Annotated in this window: 16 protein-coding genes; 9 read left to right on the top strand and 7 right to left on the bottom strand. The window is 61.0% G+C overall.

Annotated elements, in window-relative coordinates:
- Positions 1-71 precede the first annotated feature (71 nt).
- The 3 genes from ACP7AP_RS03820 to ahcY all read right to left on the bottom strand — a co-directional run bounded on the left by ACP7AP_RS03820 (position 72) and on the right by ahcY (position 3,410).
- On the bottom strand, positions 72-1,268 hold the full coding sequence (locus ACP7AP_RS03820) for an MFS transporter (protein WP_426032398.1): 1,197 nt from the start codon (positions 1,266-1,268) through the stop codon (positions 72-74).
- 101 nt (positions 1,269-1,369) lie between these two features.
- The gene (locus ACP7AP_RS03815) at positions 1,370-1,714 is read right to left on the bottom strand and encodes a DUF2853 family protein (RefSeq protein WP_426032396.1); all 345 of its coding nucleotides are present in this window, start codon (positions 1,712-1,714) and stop codon (positions 1,370-1,372) included.
- A gap of 307 nt (positions 1,715-2,021) precedes the next feature.
- A complete protein-coding gene (gene ahcY, locus ACP7AP_RS03810) occupies positions 2,022-3,410 on the bottom strand; it encodes an adenosylhomocysteinase (RefSeq protein WP_426032394.1) in 1,389 nt (462 codons plus the stop codon).
- Positions 3,411-3,512: 102 nt separating this feature from the next.
- On the opposite strand from ahcY, the gene ACP7AP_RS03805 reads away from it, so the two are divergent.
- Positions 3,513-4,106 carry a hypothetical protein gene (locus tag ACP7AP_RS03805; protein ID WP_426032392.1) on the top strand — a complete coding sequence of 198 codons (594 nt, stop codon included), beginning with the start codon at positions 3,513-3,515 and terminating at the stop codon, positions 4,104-4,106.
- On the opposite strand, the gene ACP7AP_RS03800 is transcribed toward ACP7AP_RS03805, so the two are convergent.
- Complete coding sequence (locus tag ACP7AP_RS03800) at positions 4,103-4,231, bottom strand: hypothetical protein (protein WP_426032390.1); 129 nt, start codon at positions 4,229-4,231, stop codon at positions 4,103-4,105. The two genes, ACP7AP_RS03805 and ACP7AP_RS03800, sit on opposite strands and share 4 nt — an antisense overlap.
- A 97-nt stretch (positions 4,232-4,328) precedes the next feature.
- On the opposite strand from ACP7AP_RS03800, the gene ACP7AP_RS03795 reads away from it, so the two are divergent.
- Entirely contained in the window at positions 4,329-5,204 is an 876-nt protein-coding gene (locus ACP7AP_RS03795) for a LysR family transcriptional regulator (protein WP_426032388.1), read from the top strand.
- Positions 5,205-5,233: 29 nt separating this feature from the next.
- Here ACP7AP_RS03795 and ACP7AP_RS03790 read toward each other — a convergent pair whose 3' ends face one another.
- The 3 genes from ACP7AP_RS03790 to ACP7AP_RS03780 form a co-directional block, all read right to left on the bottom strand.
- A complete protein-coding gene (locus ACP7AP_RS03790) occupies positions 5,234-5,548 on the bottom strand; it encodes an H-NS family nucleoid-associated regulatory protein (protein ID WP_426032386.1) in 315 nt (104 codons plus the stop codon).
- 67 nt (positions 5,549-5,615) lie between these two features.
- Positions 5,616-6,170 (bottom strand): ActR/PrrA/RegA family redox response regulator transcription factor, encoded by a 555-nt coding sequence (locus tag ACP7AP_RS03785; RefSeq protein ID WP_426032384.1) that lies wholly within the window; start codon positions 6,168-6,170, stop codon positions 5,616-5,618.
- A gap of 61 nt (positions 6,171-6,231) precedes the next feature.
- Positions 6,232-6,852 (bottom strand): SCO family protein, encoded by a 621-nt coding sequence (locus ACP7AP_RS03780; RefSeq protein WP_426032382.1) that lies wholly within the window; start codon positions 6,850-6,852, stop codon positions 6,232-6,234.
- A 91-nt stretch (positions 6,853-6,943) separates the two neighbouring features.
- Here ACP7AP_RS03780 and regB point away from each other — a divergent pair, with 91 nt between their 5' ends.
- From regB to addA, 7 genes are all read left to right on the top strand, one after another.
- On the top strand, positions 6,944-8,332 hold the full coding sequence (gene regB, locus ACP7AP_RS03775) for a sensor histidine kinase RegB (RefSeq protein WP_426032380.1): 1,389 nt from the start codon (positions 6,944-6,946) through the stop codon (positions 8,330-8,332).
- A gap of 103 nt (positions 8,333-8,435) precedes the next feature.
- Positions 8,436-10,004, top strand: coding sequence for a PAS-domain containing protein (locus ACP7AP_RS03770; RefSeq protein ID WP_426032378.1), 1,569 nt, complete (start codon positions 8,436-8,438; stop codon positions 10,002-10,004).
- A gap of 44 nt (positions 10,005-10,048) precedes the next feature.
- Complete coding sequence (gene tsaE, locus ACP7AP_RS03765; protein WP_426032376.1) at positions 10,049-10,522, top strand: tRNA (adenosine(37)-N6)-threonylcarbamoyltransferase complex ATPase subunit type 1 TsaE; 474 nt, start codon at positions 10,049-10,051, stop codon at positions 10,520-10,522.
- Positions 10,519-11,529 carry an aminoglycoside phosphotransferase family protein gene (locus tag ACP7AP_RS03760; RefSeq protein ID WP_426032374.1) on the top strand — a complete coding sequence of 337 codons (1,011 nt, stop codon included), beginning with the start codon at positions 10,519-10,521 and terminating at the stop codon, positions 11,527-11,529. The genes tsaE and ACP7AP_RS03760 overlap by 4 nt, the downstream gene beginning before the upstream one ends.
- Positions 11,511-12,194: a nucleotidyltransferase family protein gene (locus tag ACP7AP_RS03755; protein WP_426032372.1), complete on the top strand. Its 684-nt coding sequence runs from the start codon at positions 11,511-11,513 to the stop codon at positions 12,192-12,194. The genes ACP7AP_RS03760 and ACP7AP_RS03755 overlap by 19 nt, the downstream gene beginning before the upstream one ends.
- A complete protein-coding gene (addB, locus tag ACP7AP_RS03750) occupies positions 12,187-15,147 on the top strand; it encodes a double-strand break repair protein AddB (protein ID WP_426032370.1) in 2,961 nt (986 codons plus the stop codon). Before ACP7AP_RS03755 ends, addB begins: the two co-directional genes overlap by 8 nt.
- Positions 15,144-18,461 carry a double-strand break repair helicase AddA gene (gene addA, locus ACP7AP_RS03745; RefSeq protein ID WP_426032368.1) on the top strand — a complete coding sequence of 1,106 codons (3,318 nt, stop codon included), beginning with the start codon at positions 15,144-15,146 and terminating at the stop codon, positions 18,459-18,461. Before addB ends, addA begins: the two co-directional genes overlap by 4 nt.
- Positions 18,462-18,466 lie beyond the last annotated feature (5 nt).

Below are 18,466 nucleotides of genomic sequence, written 5' to 3'. Positions count from 1 at the left end.
CTTTCAAGCTACGCAAGGCTCCCGAGTCGCGCAAACAACAAGTGTCTGGGAATTGTATCAAATCGGAGCGATCAGGCTTTCGGCTCCGGCAAAAAGAACGCGGCCAGACCCAACAGCGGAAGGTATGCACAAATCTTGTAGACTGCCACGATGCCCCACGCGTCTGCCAACACGCCCAGCCCCGCCGCGCCGAAAGCCGCAATTCCGAAGGCTAGGCCAAACAGCAAACCCGCCACCATGCCGGTGCTGTGCGGCATCAGATCTTGCGCATAGACCACCATCGCCGGAAAGGCCGAAGCCAGCATCAGACCTGCCAGCGCCGCGACCAGCACCGTTGGCACCAAGGGCAGCCATGGCATCACCAAGGTCAGCGGCAGGATGCCAAGGATCGACCACAGGATCACCTTGCGCCGCCCAATCTTATCGCCGATGGGCCCGCCGATAATCGTGCCCGCCGCCACCGCCGCAAGGAAGATAAACAGGCAGATTTGGGATTGCCCGACTGTCAGGCCAAAACGCTCAATCAGATAGAAGGTGTAGTAGTTCGACAGCGACACCGAGTAGAGGAATTTCGAGGTCATCAGCACGATCAGAATGAACATCCCCAGCCGCACTGTGGCTTTCGGCACCGCCACCGCCGCCCGCGCCCGACTGCGCCGCGCCAGCGCACGCCCGGCACCAACGGCAGTATACCAGCGCCCAACCAGCCACAGCAGCACCATGCCCAGCATCGCCACCCCGGCGAACCATTCTATCGACACCTGACCACGCTGCATCACCACAAAGGCAGCCGCGAGCGGACCCAAAGCAGAGCCGGTATTACCGCCCACCTGAAACAAAGACTGCGCAAATCCGGGGCGCATCCCCGCCGCCAACCGGGCGATGCGTGATGCCTCGGGGTGGAAGATCGACGAGCCCAGACCAATCATCGCAACCGAGCCCAGTACCGCCGCGAACGTCTGCGCATTGGCAAGCAGCACCAGCCCGATCCCGGTTGAGGCCATCCCGGCCGCCAAAGCATAGGGCAAGGGGCGTTTGTCGGTATAAAGCCCGATCAGCGGTTGCAGGATCGAAGCAGTGCCCTGAAACACCAAGGTAATCAAGCCGACCTGCGCAAATGACAGCGCCAGATTCTCCTTCAGCAGCGGATAGGCGGCTGGAATCAAAGATTGCATCAGATCATTCAGCAAATGCCCCAAGCTGACGGCCAGAATGATCGGCAGCACCGTGGCATCGGCGGTTTGCGCGGTGTGGGGGGCGGAGGACATTGAAAACCTTTCACAGAAAGCCCCGCACAATCGCGCGGCTTTCTGGAAATGGCAATGTCTGACAAACCTATCGCGACCCGCAGATCATTGCGCCGCGTAGCTTATTTGGCGTAGACGGCTTCTTTGCCGAAATGCTTGGTCAGCATGTAATAGACCACGGCGCGATATTTGTTGCGCTCGGCGCGGCCATAGGTGTCGATCACCGCATTGATCGCTTCCATCAGCGCCGGGCTGTCTGCCAAGCCCAATTTTTTGACGAGGAAATTGTTTTTCACCGTCTCAAGCTCGGATTTGTCCGAACCAGCGACAGTCTCACTGTCGGCACTGTAGACCGCCGGACCGCAACCGATGGTCACTTTGGTCAGCAGATCCATATCCGGGTTAATCTTGCACTTGGTTTTCAGATCTTCGGCATATTTGGCGATCAGATCGTCACGCTTGCTCATTCTATTTTCCCTCGTTTGTCGGACCGATAAAGCTGCCGTTTGGGGCAGGGTGGGCGCACATTAGGCGATGGAGTAATTCACACAAAGGGAAATATCACGACAGGTTCCCCCCTGCGCAGAAGGCTTCCGATGCAACGTCACAACGCAAAAGGCCCGAGGTTTCCCCCGGACCTTGGTGATTGAACGCGGTTTAGGGTGGAGTGAAACCCGCCCAGTATGTCTCACAATTTCTTCCCAGCGGGGAGAGACTTGTGTTTTAGTCGCAATTTTCGCATATCAACCACAACATGTTGTGGTTGACTGCAAATCAGTAGCGGTAATGCTCGGCCTTGAAAGGGCCTTCGACCTTGACGCCAATGTAATCCGCCTGATCCTTGCGAAGTTCAGTCAGCTTCACACCGATTTTCTTCAGATGCAGGCGCGCGACTTTCTCATCCAATTCTTTCGGCAGAATATAGACGCCCGGCGCATAGTCAGCGCCCTTGGTCCACAGTTCAATCTGCGCCAGAACCTGATTGGTGAACGAGGCCGACATCACGAACGACGGATGGCCGGTGGCGTTGCCAAGGTTCAGCAAACGGCCTTCCGACAGCAGGATGATGCGACTGCCCGAGGGCATCTCGATCATATCGACCTGCTCTTTGATGTTGGTCCATTTGTGATTTTTCAGCGCCGCAACCTGAATTTCGTTGTCGAAATGGCCAATGTTGCCGACAATCGCCATATCCTTCATCTCGCGGATATGCTCGATGCGGATCACATCTTTGTTGCCGGTGGTGGTGATGAAGATATCCGCGTTGGCTACTTCGTCTTCCAGCAGCGTCACTTCGTAGCCGTCCATCGCGGCTTGCAGCGCGCAGATTGGGTCGACTTCGGTGACCTTCACACGGGCACCCGCGCCACGCAAGCTGGCCGCCGAGCCTTTGCCCACGTCGCCGTAACCGCAGACCACGGCGACCTTACCGGCCATCATGGTATCGGTGGCGCGACGGATGCCATCAACCAGCGATTCCTTGCAGCCGTATTTGTTGTCGAATTTCGACTTGGTGACGCTGTCATTGACGTTGATTGCAGGGAACGGCAGTTGGCCGTTTTTATGCAGATCATACAGACGGTGGACGCCCGTGGTGGTTTCTTCCGACACGCCTTTGATCGCGGCCTTGGTTTTGGTGAAGAAACCGGGGGTTTCCTTCATCCGCTTGGCGATCTGAAGTTTGATGACCTCCTCTTCCTCGGACTGCGGAACGGGGATGATTTCTTCTCCAGCCTCAGCGCGGGCACCGAGCAGAACATAAAGCGTCGCATCGCCGCCGTCGTCGAGGATCATGTTCGCGCCCTCGGGGAACATAAAGGAACGGTCGAGATAATCCCAATGCTCGGTCAGGGTCTGGCCCTTGATGGCGAAAACCGGGATGCCAGCCTCGGCAATAGCTGCTGCAGCGTGGTCTTGGGTCGAGAAGATGTTGCAGGACGCCCAGCGCACATCCGCGCCCAAAGCGGTCAGCGTTTCGATCAAGGCAGCGGTCTGGATCGTCATGTGCAACGATCCGACAATCCGCGCGCCTTTCAGCGGCTTGGTGGTGCCGAATTCCTCGCGGCAGGCCATCAGGCCCGGCATTTCGGTTTCGGCGATGACCAGTTCTTTGCGACCAAACGCGGCCAGCGCAATATCCTTAACGATGTAATCCTTCGCCATCTGGCGCACTCCTTGATCCTGTGGTTGCCGGGCAGATAGCATTTACAGGGCCTCTCGACAACTCGCGCCGTGAATGGCAGTAAAAAAGGCTGGGAGGGAGGCATGAAACAACCGCGCGCATGGCAACGGATGCTGTCGGGGCGCAGGCTTGACCTGTTGGACCCGACGCCGATGGATATCGAGATCGCCGATATCGCGCATGGTTTGGCGTTTGTGGCGCGCTGGAACGGGCAGACGCGGGGTGATTTTGCCTATTCGGTGGCAGAACATTCGCTGTTGGTGGAGCAGATTTATGCGCGGCAGAACCCAGCGAATGCGAAGTGGCAGTTGGCGGCTTTGCTGCATGACGCGCCGGAATATGTGATTGGCGATATGATCAGCCCGGTGAAATCTGCGGTCGGACCAAGCTATACCGAGTTGGATGTGCGGCTGACGGCGGCGGTGCATCTGCGGTTTGGTCTGCCAGCGGTGCTGCCTGTGGTGGTGAAAAGGGCGATCAAGGCGGCGGATAAAATCTCGGCCTGGCTGGAGGCGGTGCAGATCGCGGGGTTTTCGGAACCCGAGGCGGATAAGCTGTTCGGCAGGCCTGATACGGCTTTGTTGCGTGGGCTGGAGATCAAATTAAGACCGCCCGCACAGGTGCGGGCGGATTATGTCGCGCGGCATTTGGATTTGCTGGCGGCACTCAAGATCTAGAACCGATCGCTGTTTTGCTTGGTCCAACGGGTTTCCGTCGGGCGGCTGGGAAAGCGATCACGGGGTGTTGGGGCCGGGCTGGCGCGCAGGGCGATCAGCAGGGCATCTGCGAGAATGTTTAACATGACTTGCTCCTATTTGCTTGTCGTCATAGCGTATTTATAGCGCATTTCGGCCCAGACCCCGAGTCAGCGATTTTTCCAAACTGTTAGATTGGCTATCATGTCTGTTGACTGGAAAAACTTCCCCTCGCTGACCGCGTTGCGTGCGTTTGAGGCTGCGGCGCGGCTGCAAAACTTCTCGCGCGCCGCCCGCGATCTGAACGTCACCCACGCTGCCATCGCCCAGCAGGTGCGCAGCTTGGAGGCTGATCTGGGGCGCGAGCTGATCTATCGCCAAGGCAGAGGGCTTGCGCTGACCGCAGAGGGCGCAAAGCTGGCGCAGGCGCTGACAGATGGCTTCCACGGCATCGAGGTGGCGGTGAACGATCTGCGCGGCGCTGACCCGAATGCGCCGCTGCGGGTGACGCTGACCCCGGCTTTCGCCGCGCAATGGCTGATCCCGCGACTGGGGGCGTTCTGGAAGGCACATCCAGAGATCGGGTTATCGCTGCACCCCGAACATCGGGTGATGGATCTGCGACGCGACGGGCTTGATCTGGCGATCCGCTTTGGTGATGGCAAATGGCCGGGGGTGGAGGCAGAATTTCTGACCTCGGCGCATTATATCATCGTCGCAGCGCCGTCACTGTTGCAGGGGCGTGAAAAGCTGACCACGGCGGAAATGTCGGCGATGCCTTGGGTGATTGAACCCGATTGGCCCGAGGCTTTGATCTGGCTGCGCAGTTTCGGGCTGAAACCCGATGCTATGAACATCACCTATATTCCAACCGAAGAATTGGCGCTTTCGGCTGCACGGCAAGGTTTGGGCCTGCATGTTGAGGCGGCAGCGTTGATGGAGAAAGATCTGGCAAGTGGCGATCTGATCGCGGTGGGTGAGATAAAAGACGAAAGCCTGGCCTATTATCTGGTCACGAGGTCGGGGCCAAAACGGGCAGAATTGAGAATCTTCATGAAATGGTTGAAGGCCGCCATTTGAGACGACCTTCAGTTTCAACCTAAAGCAGATTAGATCGACATGTCGTCCGGCTGTTTGCCCGCAGCCAATGCCGCCGCGAACCAGCGCGGCTTGCGGCCACGGCCCGACCAAGTGTCAGATGAATCCGCCGGATTGGCGTATTTCGCGACAGCCGGAGAGCGTTTGCGCGCAACCGTCACCCCGGTCAGTTCGGCCAGAGAAAAGCCCTTCGCACGTGCGAATTCTTCAATCTCTGCAAGGGCCTCTTTCTTTTTGCGGTCTTCAAAGGACGCAATAGACTTTGCCACTTGCGATTGCAGATCTTTCAACTCTTTAAGAGACAGCCCGTTGATATCAATGGTCACGTAAGCATCCTTTCAGGATTATGGTGGAGCCATTTAGGCTGAAAGGATTTTTAATTCAAGCACCTGCTTATTTTGGGCTGCGTTTGGCCAAAATCCGCTGCAATGTCCGCCGATGCATCGAAAGTCGGCGCGCGGTTTCCGAGACATTGCGGTCGCACATCTCATACACCCGCTGAATATGCTCCCAGCGCACCCGGTCCGCCGACATTGGATTTTCCGGCGGTTCCGGCATTGCAGCGCCCTTGGCCAGCAGCGCCTGCATCACATCATTCGCGTCGGCTGGTTTCGAGAGATAATCCGTCGCGCCGATTTTAACGGCAGCCACTGCCGTGGCAATCGCGCCATATCCGGTCAGCACCACGATCCGGCAATCCGGCCGCCGCTCGCGCAGGGTTTCCACCACGTCGAGGCCATTGCCATCCTCCAGCCGCAGGTCAATCACCGCATAGGCCGGAGGACGCGCCAGGGCAATCGCCCGCCCTGCCGCCACGCTGCCTGCGGTTTCCGGCACAAATCCGCGCTTTTCCATCGCTTTGGCAAGACGCTTGACGAAAACCTCATCATCATCGACCAGCAGCAAGCTGCGATCCGGTCCCAGTTCTGCGCCAAGATCATCTGCCATGAAATCCCCCGTTCATTCCTTTGCTAACCTAGGCCGCTACAGGCTTAGCGTCAAACGCGGCCTAGCTTTTCTCAATAAAGCAAGCCGCGCGGGTGGCAATTTGTTCAGCGGTATCGTCACGGGTGAAGAAGTCGGCAAAGCCGCTGCCGGGCAGCATCAGATAAGTGAAGGTCGAATGATCCATCATGTAATACTGATCGCCGCTGTCCTGCTTTTTGAAATAAGTCTTATAGGCCCGCGACGCCACCTGCACTTGCTCAAGCGTGCCGGTGAGGCCGATCATGTCGGGATGCAGATTTGCGGTGAAATCCTTCAACACCGCAGGGGTGTCGCGTTCGGGGTCGATCGAGATAAAAACCGGGGTGACATCCAGCCCCTTGGCTTTCAGCAAATCCACCGCTTCGGCATTGCGCGCGCCATCCAGCGGGCAGACATCCGGGCAAAAGCTGTAGCCAAAGTAGACCAGCGCGGGTTTTGCCAGCACGTCTTTGTCAGTCACCGTCTTGCCGTCTTCATCGACCAAAGTGAACGGCCCGCCAATCGCACCACCGCCACCCGCCACGGTCGAGGCGCGACAATCGGCGAAAGGATCATTGGCGCGCTGCTGCCATGCCACAAAAGCCGTGCCGCCCAACAGCCCTCCTATCGCCACAACCGCCAATCCGGCATAGATCTTCAGCATCCCACTCTCCTCATTGCGCATTGATCCGCGCCGAACCAAGCCTTATCAATCGCAAAGCCGCCGTAAAGGCCAGCCCCCGCCAAGGCATCCCATGTCAAACCAGCGTGACATAACCGCCCAATCTGCGCAGTTCCGGCCCGAGCGTGCGGATTGGCTGCGGCTGCGCACTCTGATCTTCCAGCGCTGGATGGCAAGTTTTGGTCAGTTGGCGGCGCTTTTGGTGGCAACGCGCTATTATGGCATGCAACTGCCGCTGGGCTTGTGTTTTCTGGCGGTTGGGCTGGCGGTGATTGCCAATCTGATTGCGGTGTTCATCTTCCCGCAGAACAAGCGGCTGACCGAGCTTGAGGCGATGTTGACGCTGCTGTTCGACTTGGCTCAGCTGTGCTTTTTGCTGTTTCTGACGGGGGGGCTGACCAACCCCTTTGCGCTGCTGGTGCTGGCACCTGTGACGGTATCCGCCAGCGCGTTGGAGCTGCGCAGCACCTTGATTCTCGGCGTGCTCGCGGCGGCCTTTGTCAGCTTTATCGGCCTGATTAACATACCCTTGCGGCTGGCCGATGGCACGATATTCGCCATTCCCGGCCTGTTTACCTTCGGCTTCTGGCTGTCACTGCTGATCGGCATCGCCTTTCTCGGCTTGTACTCCCGCCGGGTCGCGACAGAGATGCACTCGATGTCTGACGCGCTTTTGGCGACGCAAATGGCCTTGGCGCGGGAACAAAAGCTGACCGACCTTGGCGGCGTGGTGGCGGCCGCCGCGCATGAATTGGGCACGCCATTGGCGACGATCAAGCTGATCAGCTCTGAGATGATGGATGAATTGGCGGATCAGCCCGATCTCGCCGAAGACGCGCGGCTGATCCGCGAGCAGGCCAACCGTTGCCGCGACATCCTGCGGTCGATGGGAAAGGCCGGGAAGGATGATCTGCTGCTGCGGCAGGCCCCGTTGGAAGCTGTCCTGCAAGAGGCCGCCGAGCCGCATATGGCGCGCGGCATTGAGGTGATTTTCACCATCGCAGGCACCGGCCCGTCGCCGGTGGTGCTGCGCCGCCCGGAACTGATCCACGGCTTGCGCAATCTGGTGCAGAATGCGGTGGATTTCGCCCGCAGTACGGTCTGGGTCGACGCGCAATATACCCCCGATCGCATCCTGCTGCGCATCATCGACGATGGCGACGGCTTTCCGGCGCAAGTGCTGGGTCGGATCGGCGACCCCTTCGTACGCGCGCGCCGCGATGCGCAAGATCTGGCGCGGCGCCCGGAATATGAGGGCATGGGGCTGGGCCTGTTCATTGCCAAAACCCTGCTGGAACGCACCGGGGCCGAATTGTCTTTCGCCAATGCTGCCGACCCGTTCCTGTCGCCAGAAGAACGCCCGGCGCGATCAGGGGCGATTGTGGAAGTGACTTGGAAGGCTGCAGACATTCTCGCGGAAGCTGCAGGGGCCTTGGGTGAAAACCTGCCCTTTGTCGGCTAGCACACAAAAGCCCGCCCCCCGCCACATCCTTAACCACCTGTTAACGATCTATTCCTTAGGTTGATTAAAACATGGGGCCCTCCCATTCAGATGAGGCATTCGGATGATTTTTCCGCTTATTCTCGCAGTGGTTGCAGCCTCGCTGACGGCGGCCTGTATTGGTATGCTGGCGCTGTGGCTGCTGCCCGCCCGCGAGTTTCCGGTACAAGCCAGCATCTTCGCCGATACCGGCAGTGAGACGCTGTTTCTGTTTGATGGCGAGATCATGGTCGACAGCACGGCCAATGCCCGCGCGCTTTTGGCAACAAGCCCGATGAAAGGGCCCGCTTGGGGCCGTTTGATGGCCTTCCTGACCGCGCGATTTGAAGATTTAGAGCCGCAGTTGCAGCGGCTGCAAAATGATGGCGCGATTGAATTGCCTTCGGTGGGAAGTGCCAAGCCTTTGATCTTAAGAGCAGAACATGCGGGCGGATTGACCAAGCTGACCCTGATTGATGCCAGCAAAGACGGTCATGTCACGGGCGGCGATGCGATTGCCCAGCGCGCGATGTTGGATGAACTGACGCTGCTGCGAGACACAGTTGCGACCGCCCCTATGCTGTTGTGGCGCGAAAATGTGGCGGGGGATGTGGTCTGGGCCAACGGCCCCTATCTGTTACAGGCCTGTGCGGTTTTGGATGATGGCAAAGAGTTGGGCTGGCCACTGCCACGGCTGTTCAACCGGGCGGCAGCGAAATCTGGCAAGGATCAGCGGCAAAGCCTGTTGGCTGTGGGCAAGCCCGCGCTGTGGTTCGATATCTCTAGCCGAGCGGAGGCTGACGGCGATCTGATGTTTGCTGTTCCCGCCGATGCGGCGGTGCAGGCAGAAACTGCGCTGCGCGATTTCATGCAAACCCTGACCAAGACCTTTGCGCAACTGCCGATCGGCCTTGCGATCTTTGACCGTCAGCGCAAATTGCAACTGTTCAAACCCGCCCTGATGGATCTGACCCAACTGCCCGCCGATTTCCTCTCACTGCGCCCCTCGCTGCTGGCGGTGCTAGACGCGATGCGGGATCGTAAGATGCTGCCCGAGCCGAAGGATTACCGCGATTGGCGGCGGCAGATTGTCGAGATTGAAAAGGCCGCCGCCACCGGGCTTTATGACGAAACTTGGAGTCTGCCGGATGGCCAAACCTACAGGGTGGTCGGGCGACCGCATCCGAATGGGGCTTTGGCGCTGTTGATCGAAGACATCTCGTCGGAAATGCTGCGCACCCGCCGCTATCGCGCCGATCTGGAGCTTGGCCAATCGGTGATTGACCATATGGATGAAGCGATTGCGGTGTTCTCGCAATCGGGGCAGTTGGTGATGTCAAACAACAGCTATGCGGCACTTTGGGCTCATGATCCGGCGGAAACTTTGGGGGATAATACCGTCCGCACCCTGTCGGCACATTGGCGCGTGCAATCTGCGCCCAGTGCCATCTGGGCCGAAGTCGAAGAATACGTGGCCACCGTTGGGGATCGTGACAGCTGGCGTGGCGAGGTGCGGCTGCTGGATGGCCGTCTGATCGGATGCAAATTCGCGCCTTTGGCGGGCGGCTCTACGCTGGCCACCTTCCGGTCCATGCCGCCCGCCGAATCAGGCCAGACGAGATTGGCCGAAGGTGCGGGCCTGCGGCGGGCCTGAACTTCGCGACTTGCAGCGGCGGGTGGGCAGGGTAGACTTGCGGCATGAAAAAGCCGCATGCCGTTACCGCCCTTCTGCCCTCCGAGGAAGACACCGCCGAGCTTGGGCGCTGGCTGGCTTCGCGGTTGGTTGCGGGGGATGCTGTGCTACTGGAAGGTCCGATTGGTGCCGGCAAAAGCCACCTCGCTCGCGCCTTGATCCGCGCCCGCTTGGGTCGGATGGAGGATGTGCCCTCGCCCACATTTACCCTTGTGCAGACCTACCTCGCCGATGTCGAGATCTGGCACGCTGATCTTTACCGCCTGTCGCATCCCGATGAGGTGGCTGAGCTGGGGCTGGAAGATGCGTTTTCGCAAGCGATTTGTCTGGTTGAATGGCCGGATCGCCTGGGGCATCTGACACCCGCCCATGCCGTTAGGATTGCGCTATCGACCAGCGGCGAGGGTCGCGCTGTGACGCTGACCGCGCCAAACCACCCTGATCTGCTGATGGAATTTTCCCAAAGTTGGCAGACATGAACGACCGTGCTGCTTTATCGCACGCCTTTCTTGCCAAAGCCGGCTGGGGCGATGCAGACCGTCAGTTTCTGGCCGGCGACGCTTCGGATCGCAGCTATGACCGGCTGAGTTGGGGCTCGAAAACCGCCGTGCTGATGGATGCACCACCGGGCAAGGGCGACGACACCGCGACATTTCTGGCGATTGCGCAACATCTATCAGCCATCGGCCTATCTGGCCCAAACTGTTACGCGCAGGATCTGGAAAATGGCTTTCTGCTGCTGGAGGATTTGGGTGATAATATCTATGCCACCCTTCTGAAATCCGCCCCGACCCTTGAAAACAGTCTCTATACGGTCGCAACACAGGTTCTTGCCCATCTTCAATGCCATCCACCCGCCGCCAATCTGGCCAATCTGGCCGCACAAGATTGGGCCGAGGCCGCCTGTTTTGCCCTCGATTGGTATCGCTTCGCAATCACCGGCGACCGCACCGACCCCACCGATTTCCGCAATGCCCTTATCGACGCTATATCCCGCCACGCCGACGGCCCGCGCGTGATGATTCTGCGCGATTTTCACGCCGAAAACCTGCTTTGGCTGCCAGATCGACCCGGCCTTGCCCGCGTCGGTTTGCTGGATTTCCAACTCGCACAACTTGGTCAGCCCGGCTACGATCTCGTCTCGCTGCTGCAAGACGCGCGCCGGGATGTTTCACGTGAAACGGAGGCCGCGATGATCGGCGTGTTCTGCAACCTGACCGGCACCGCCGCCGACAGTTTCCGCCCCGCCTATGCCACCCTTGGTGCCCAGCGCGCCCTGCGCATCCTCGGCATTTTCGCCCGCCTCTGCCTGCACAGCGACAAACCCAACTACATTCCGCTGATCCCCCGCGTCTGGCACCATCTGCAACGCAACCTCGCCGAGCCAGAACTTAGCCCCCTCGCCAGAATATGCGCCCGCCTGCTGCCCGAACCCACCCCCGAAGCCCTTGCCCGAATAGGTGCCCAATGCGGCCACTTCCGTTAATGCTGTTCGCCGCGGGCTTCGGTACCCGCATGGGCGCCTTGACCGCAAATCGACCAAAACCGCTGATCGGCGTCGCCGGAAAACCGCTGATCGACCACGCCTTAGCTGTTGCAGATACAGCGGGGATCACAAAAATCGTGATCAACTTGCACTACTTAGGCAGTCAGATCGCCGACCACCTGCAAAACCGCGATGTCCTGTTGTCATGGGAGCGCGACCTGATCCTCGAAACCGGCGGCGGTCTGAAGGCCGCCCTGCCGCTGCTTGGCGATGGCCCGGTGCTGACCCTGAACACCGATGCGGTGTGGAGCGGCCAAAACCCGCTCACCCAACTGTTGAACGCTTGGGACCCCGCCAAAATGGATGTGCTGCTGCTGCTGTTGCCTGCCGAAGCCGCCGTCGGCCACAGCGGCAATGGCGACTTCCAGCTTGATCTCCAGGGCCACATCTCCCGCGCAAACGGCGTCAGCGCCCCAATCTATCTCGGTGCGCAAATTCTGAAAACCCAAGCCCTTTCCGCCATATCAGAGCCTGTTTTCAGCCTGAATCGCCTGTGGGATATCGCCATCGCCAACAAACGCGCCTACGGGCTGATCCATCAGGGTGGCTGGTGCGACGTTGGCCGCCCCGAAGGTATCGCGCTGGCTGAGTCCTTGCATGTTTAACCCGGACACAACCCGCATTTTCGCCCTGCCGCCCGGCACCGATTTCCCCGCCGAACTGGTCGCGGGCCTGATCGAGCGCATGGCAGCCCAACCGCCGCAAGCCATGGCGCGCGTCACGATTTACCTCAACACCGCCCGCATGGCGCGCCGCGTTCGCGACCTGTTCGCGAGCCATGGCGCGCGCTTCTTGCCGCGCCTGCTGCTGCTCAGCGATCTCGCAAAAGACCCCAGCCTCAAGCTTGCCCCCACCATTCCGCCGCTGCGTCGCCGCCTGCAAATGGCCGAACTGATCGCCAAACTGCTCGACGCCCAGCCCGATCTCGCCCCGCGCGCGGCACTCTACGATCTTGCCGACAGCCTCGCCAATCTGATGGATGAGATGCAAGGCGAAGGTGTTTCTGCCGAAACCATCGCCGCCCTCGATGTCTCAACCCATTCCAAACACTGGGAAAGAACCCAAACTTTCCTGCGCATCGTGGCGCCCTTGTTCAGCGACGCCGCCGATGCGGAATCGCGCCAACGCCTCGCCGTGCAGCAACTCGCCCAGCGCTGGCAAAGCGCCCCGCCGCAAAACCCGGTGCTGATCGCGGGCTCCACCGGCTCTCGCGGCACCACCGCGCTGCTGATGCAAGCGGTCACGGCCCTGCCGCAAGGCGCGCTGATCCTGCCCGGCTTTGATTTTGACACGCCCCCCAGCGTCTGGCAGGCGATGGACGATGCTCTGACAGCCGAGGACCATCCGCAATACCGCTTCCGCCACTTGACAGACCTTTTGCACATCCTGCCCAGCAATATCAAACCATGGCGAGACACCGCCCCACCTGACCCCAACCGCAACCGTTTGATTTCTTTGTCGCTTCGCCCCGCCCCGGTCACCGATCAATGGCTGGTCGAGGGGCCAGCCCTGCCCGACCTCCCCCGCGCCACGGAAAACCTGACCCTGATCGAAGCCGCCTCGCCGCGCGTCGAGGCGCTTGCCATCGCGATGATCCTGCGCGAAGCCGCCGAAGCCGGCACCAAGGCCGCGCTGATCACGCCCGACCGCAACCTAAGCCGCCAAGTCACTGCCGCCCTCGACCGTTGGGCGATCCTGCCCGACGATTCCGCAGGTCGCCCCTTGGCGCTCTCCGCCCCCGGCCGCTTCCTACGCCATGCGGCCGCACTTCTCGGCCAAAGGCTGACCGCCGACAGCCTGCTCACAATCCTGAAACACCCGCTGACCGCCTCCGGCACTGCACGCGGCCCGCATCTGCTGCTGACCCGCTACCTCGAACTCAAGCTCCGTAAAACCGGCCCCGCCTTCCCCACCGGCTCCGATTTGTTGGAATGGGCAGCGGCGCGGACCGACAACGCCCTGCCATGGGCGCAATTTCTCGCCGACACGTTGCAAGACCTCGACCAAATTCCCCGCCGCACGCTCGTCGATCACGTCGCCCAACATCGCACCCTGTCCGAAGCCTTGGCGCGCGGCCTCGATCCTTCCGGCAGCGGCGATCTGTGGAACAAAGCCGCCGGGATTGAAGCCCTTGCGCTGATGGAAATCCTCGCCGCCGAAGCCCCCCACGGCGGCAGTTTCACCGCCACCGAATACCGCGATCTGTTCGAGGCCCTGATCAACAAAGGCGAGGTGCGCGAACCCGTGCAAGCCCATCCCAACATTATGATCTGGGGCACCTTAGAGGCCCGCGTCCAAGGCGCCGATCTGGTGATCTTGGGCGGTCTCAACGATGGCCTTTGGCCGAAACTTCCCGAACCCGACCCATGGCTTAACCGCGCGATGCGCAAAAAAGCGGCTCTATTACTGCCCGAACGCCAGATCGGCCTCTCCGCCCACGATTACCAACAAGCCATTGCCGCCCCCCGCGTGATCCTGTCGCGCGCTGTCCGCAATGCCGAGGCGGAAACCGTCCCCAGCCGCTGGCTGAACCGCCTGATGAACCTGATGGACGGCCTGCCGCAACGCCGGGGGCCAGAAGCGCTGCAGGCCATGAAGGCCCGCGGCACCCAATGGCTCAATCTAGCCCGCGCCCTAGAACAGCCCACCGCCGCGCAACACGCCGACCCCCGCCTGCGCCCCGCCAAACGCCCAGCCCCGCAGCCGCCCGTTGCCGCCCGACCGCCGAAACTGTCGCTGACCAATATCGAACGCCTGATCCGCGACCCCTACGCGATCTACGCCCGCTACATCCTGCGCTTGCACCCACTCGACCCCCTGCACCAAACCCCCGACGCCCGCGATCGCGGCATCATTGTGCATGAGGTGCTGGAGCGTTTCGTCAAAACCCGTCCCGAAGCTGAAACCCGCGCCGAGGCCCGCGCCCGCCTGCTGACCCTCGCCCGCGAAGTCCTGCTGCTAGAATCCCCCTTCCCCGCCGCCCGCGCCCTCTGGCTGGCCAAAATTGATCGCGCCGCTGACCATTTCCTGACCCAAGACGCCAAGCACAGTGGCACCCCGCTTGCACTTGAAACCAAAGGTGCCCTCAAACTCGACCCCCTCGATTTCACCCTGTTCGGCACCCCCGACCGTATTGACCGCCTCCCCGATGGCAGCCTGCATCTGATTGATTACAAAACCGGAGCCGCCCCCAAAGCCACCCAGCAAAAGCAATATGCCAAGCAACTGCTGCTCGCCGCCGTGATGGCCGACCGTGGCGGTTTCGCCGATCTTGGCCCCTCTGCTGTGGCGAAAATCAGCTACATCGGCCTTGGCACCAGCGAAGACGTGGTGGAAACCGACATCACCGAGGCCCTGCTCACCGAACATTGGGAAAAGCTGCTAAACCTGATCACCCGCTACCTGCGCCGCAGCACTGGCTACACCGCCCGCCGCGCCCTGTTCGAGACCCGCCATGCGGGCGACTACGACCACCTGTCGCGCTTTGGCGAATGGGAAATGTCCGACCGCGCCGTTCCTGAGCAGGTTGGCCCCGAACCGGTAGGAGAGCCAGAATGACCCGCAACGACGCCTCCGAACGTCAGGTTCAGGCCTCCAACCCCGCCGATACCGTCTGGCTTTCCGCCAACGCGGGTTCCGGCAAAACTCGCGTGTTGACAGATCGCGTGGCGCGCCTGCTGCTGCGCGGCGTAGAGCCCCAGCATATCCTGTGCCTCACCTACACCAAAGCCGCCGCGACAGAGATGCAGAACCGCCTGTTCCGCCGCTTGGGCGAATGGGCGATGAAGCCCGACGCCGACCTCCACCGCGCCCTCGCCGACTTAGGCGATGACACCCGCCACGCCCCCGTTGCCCTCTCCAAGGCCCGGCAACTCTTTGCCCGCGCCATTGAAACCCCCGGCGGCTTGCGCATCCAGACCATCCACAGCTTCTGCGCCACCCTGCTGCGCCGCTTCCCACTCGAAGCCGGAGTTTCCCCCCAATTCACCGAACTTGACGACCGCGCCGCCCGCCTGCTGCGCGAGAACATCATCGAGGAAATGGCCGAATTCCGCGCGCCTGAGATCATGGCCGAAGTCGCCCGCGCCTATACCGGCGAAGATTTCACCGCGCTGATGGAGCAAGTCTCGGCCAAACGCGCAGGCTTCACCAAACCGCTGACCGAGGCCCAATCCCGTGATTTGTTCAACGTTCCCAACGCGGAAACCACGCAAACCCTGCTGGCCGATGTCCTGTCTGGCATTGAATCCGCCCTGATCGCCAGTATCCTGCCCGCCCTGCAAAACGGCGGCCCCAGCGATAGCAAAACTGCCGCCAAACTCGCAGCACTTGATCTGGCCGCCCCCAGCCTCGCTACCCTCAGTGCGCTGGAAAATACCCTGCTCTACGGCGGCACCGCCAAAGTCCCTTACGGCGCGAAAATCGGCGCACTACCGACCAAACCGACGCAAAAGCTGATCGGCAACTACCTGCCCCACCTCGACGCCCTGATGCTGCGCACCGAGGCCGCCCGCCCCCGCCGTATCGCCCTGCAAGCCGCCCAAAAAACCGCCGTGCTGCACCGCTTTGCCGCCGTCTTCCTGCCGCTCTACGCCTCCGCCAAAGCTGCCCGAGGTTTCCTAGATTTCGACGATCTGATCACCCGCGCCAAGGCCCTGCTGACCGATCCTTCCGTCGCCGCGTGGGTGCTGTTCCGCCTCGATGGCGGTATCGACCATATCCTTGTCGATGAGGCGCAAGACACCAGCCCCGATCAGTGGCGCGTTATCGAACTGCTGTCCGCCGAGTTTACCGCAGGCCAAGGCACCCGCGATGAATCCCGCACCCTGTTCGTCGTCGGCGATAAAAAACAGTCGATCTATTCCTTCCAAGGCGCAGACGTTGCCGCTTTTGATGAAAAGCAAAACGACTTTCAGGCCAAATTCCGCGCCGCGCAAAAGAACTTCGTTCGCCTCGATCTGGAATATTCCTTCCGCTCCTCCACCGCGATCCTGCGCGTGGCCGATGATACTTTCGCCGACCGTTTCCCGAAAGCCATGGGCGCTTCTGTCCATCACCTCGCCTTCAAATCCGATCTACCGGGGCGCGTTGACCTTTGGCCGCTGTTGGAAAAAACCGAAGACCCCAAGGATGAAAACTGGGAAGACCCGATTGATCTGATCTCGGAAACCCACCACACCGCGCGCCTTGCTGAGAAAATTGCTCGCCACATCAAAGCTCTGATCGACGCAGGCACGCAGATCCCCACCGATGATGGCCCGCGCGCGTTGCACGCAGGCGACGTGCTGATCCTCGTGCAGCGCCGCTCGGCTTTGTTTTCAGAAATCATCCGCGCCTGCAAAAAAGCAAATCTCCCCATTGCAGGCGCAGACCGCCTGAAACTCGGCGCGGAACTTGCGGTGAAAGACCTCGCCGCACTGCTGTCTTTCCTCGCCACGCCCGAGGATGATCTGTCTCTTGCAGCCCTGCTGCGCTCACCGTTTTGTGGCTGGACCGAGGCCGAACTTTATGCTCTCGCCCAACCCCGCAAAGGCTTCCTGTGGGAAACCCTGCGTGACACCACCACCCACCCCGAAACCCTCGCCATGCTGCACGATCTGCGCAACAACGCAGACTTCCTGCGCCCCTATGATCTGATCGAGCGCGCCCTTACCCGCCACGATGGCCGCCGCCGTATGCTGACCCGGCTTGGCCCCGAGGCCGAGGATGGCATTGACGAATTCCTTTCCCAAGCCCTCGCGTTTGAGCGCAACGAAATCCCCAGCCTGACCGGTTTCCTGATCTGGCTGGAAACCGATGATATCGAGGTCAAACGCCAGATGGACAGCGAGGGCCACCGCATCCGCGTCATGACCGTCCACGGCGCGAAGGGGCTGGAAGCGCCCTTGGTGATCCTGCCCGACACCTGCGACCGCAACCCGCAAGACCGTGATGAGATTTACGCGCTGGAGAACGGTATTCCCGTCTGGAAAACCCCCTCCGATGAAAGCCCGCCCGCCATCGCCGCCGCCCGAACCCTGCGCAAAGACAAAGGCGAGGAAGAAGGCCTGCGCCTGCTCTACGTCGCCCTCACCCGCGGGCGCAGTTGGCTGATCGTCTGCGGCGCGGGCGAGGCGAAGAAAGACGGTGCGTGGTACAAGTTGGTTCAACAGGGGATGCAGGCCGCAGGATTTGAGGCCATCGCCGACGATGCCCTGCGCCACAGCTTCGGAAATTGGCCTGATCCGGTAGCAAAACAGTCTCTAACACAGCCAGAAATGCCAGTGCTTCCGCTGTGGGCCACCCAACCTGCCGCCGCGCCCGACCGCCCCGCGCAACTGCTTTCCCCCTCTGATCTCGGCGGCGCAAAGCTGCTTCCCGGCGAAACCGACGGTTCTGGCGAAGATGCCGCCAAAGACCGTGGCACCGCTTTACATCTGCTGCTCGAACACCTGCCCAACGCGCCCCGCGCCGACTGGCCCGCGCTCGCCACCGCCCTGATCCCCGACGCCACCCAACGGGCCGCGCTATTGCCCGAGGCCGAAGCCGTCCTCACAGCGCACCCCCACATCTTCGCCCCCGAAGCCCTCAGCGAAGTCACCTTCACCGCCAGCCTCAACGGCCAGCCCATGCTCGGCACCATCGACCGCTTGTTGATCGCAGCCGATCACATCCTCGCCGTCGATTTCAAATCCAACCACCGCACCCCGGCCACCCCAGCCGAAACCCCGGAAGGCATCCTGCGCCAAATGGCCGCCTATGCCAGCGCCTTAGGCCAAATCTACCCCAACCACCGCATCGATACCGCGATCCTGTGGACCCGCACCGCCAGCCTGATGCCGCTGCCCCCCGATATTGTGCGGGCAGCTATGCAACGCGCCACTATCCCTTGACGCAG

The organism is Cypionkella sp. TWP1-2-1b2 (assembly GCF_049896245.1).
In the GTDB taxonomy this organism is placed as follows: domain Bacteria; phylum Pseudomonadota; class Alphaproteobacteria; order Rhodobacterales; family Rhodobacteraceae; genus Cypionkella.
The sequence above is the reverse complement of the archived record's forward strand: the minus strand, read 5'-3'. Positions and strand labels throughout refer to the sequence as shown.

What these genes read in the sequence shown, in the direction of transcription:
- ACP7AP_RS03820 (WP_426032398.1), bottom strand. Translation starts at nt 1,268, where the DNA reads ATGTCCTCCGCCCCCCACACCGCGCAAACCGCCGATGCCACGGTGCTG.
- ACP7AP_RS03815 (WP_426032396.1), bottom strand. Translation starts at nt 1,714, where the DNA reads ATGAGCAAGCGTGACGATCTGATCGCCAAATATGCCGAAGATCTGAAA.
- ahcY (WP_426032394.1), bottom strand. Translation starts at nt 3,410, where the DNA reads ATGGCGAAGGATTACATCGTTAAGGATATTGCGCTGGCCGCGTTTGGT.
- ACP7AP_RS03805 (WP_426032392.1), top strand. Translation starts at nt 3,513, where the DNA reads ATGAAACAACCGCGCGCATGGCAACGGATGCTGTCGGGGCGCAGGCTT.
- ACP7AP_RS03800 (WP_426032390.1), bottom strand. Translation starts at nt 4,231, where the DNA reads ATGTTAAACATTCTCGCAGATGCCCTGCTGATCGCCCTGCGCGCCAGC.
- ACP7AP_RS03795 (WP_426032388.1), top strand. Translation starts at nt 4,329, where the DNA reads ATGTCTGTTGACTGGAAAAACTTCCCCTCGCTGACCGCGTTGCGTGCG.
- ACP7AP_RS03785 (WP_426032384.1), bottom strand. Translation starts at nt 6,170, where the DNA reads ATGGCAGATGATCTTGGCGCAGAACTGGGACCGGATCGCAGCTTGCTG.
- ACP7AP_RS03780 (WP_426032382.1), bottom strand. Translation starts at nt 6,852, where the DNA reads ATGCTGAAGATCTATGCCGGATTGGCGGTTGTGGCGATAGGAGGGCTG.
- regB (WP_426032380.1), top strand. Translation starts at nt 6,944, where the DNA reads ATGTCAAACCAGCGTGACATAACCGCCCAATCTGCGCAGTTCCGGCCC.
- ACP7AP_RS03770 (WP_426032378.1), top strand. Translation starts at nt 8,436, where the DNA reads ATGATTTTTCCGCTTATTCTCGCAGTGGTTGCAGCCTCGCTGACGGCG.
- tsaE (WP_426032376.1), top strand. Translation starts at nt 10,049, where the DNA reads ATGAAAAAGCCGCATGCCGTTACCGCCCTTCTGCCCTCCGAGGAAGAC.
- ACP7AP_RS03760 (WP_426032374.1), top strand. Translation starts at nt 10,519, where the DNA reads ATGAACGACCGTGCTGCTTTATCGCACGCCTTTCTTGCCAAAGCCGGC.
- ACP7AP_RS03755 (WP_426032372.1), top strand. Translation starts at nt 11,511, where the DNA reads ATGCGGCCACTTCCGTTAATGCTGTTCGCCGCGGGCTTCGGTACCCGC.
- addB (WP_426032370.1), top strand. Translation starts at nt 12,187, where the DNA reads ATGTTTAACCCGGACACAACCCGCATTTTCGCCCTGCCGCCCGGCACC.
- addA (WP_426032368.1), top strand. Translation starts at nt 15,144, where the DNA reads ATGACCCGCAACGACGCCTCCGAACGTCAGGTTCAGGCCTCCAACCCC.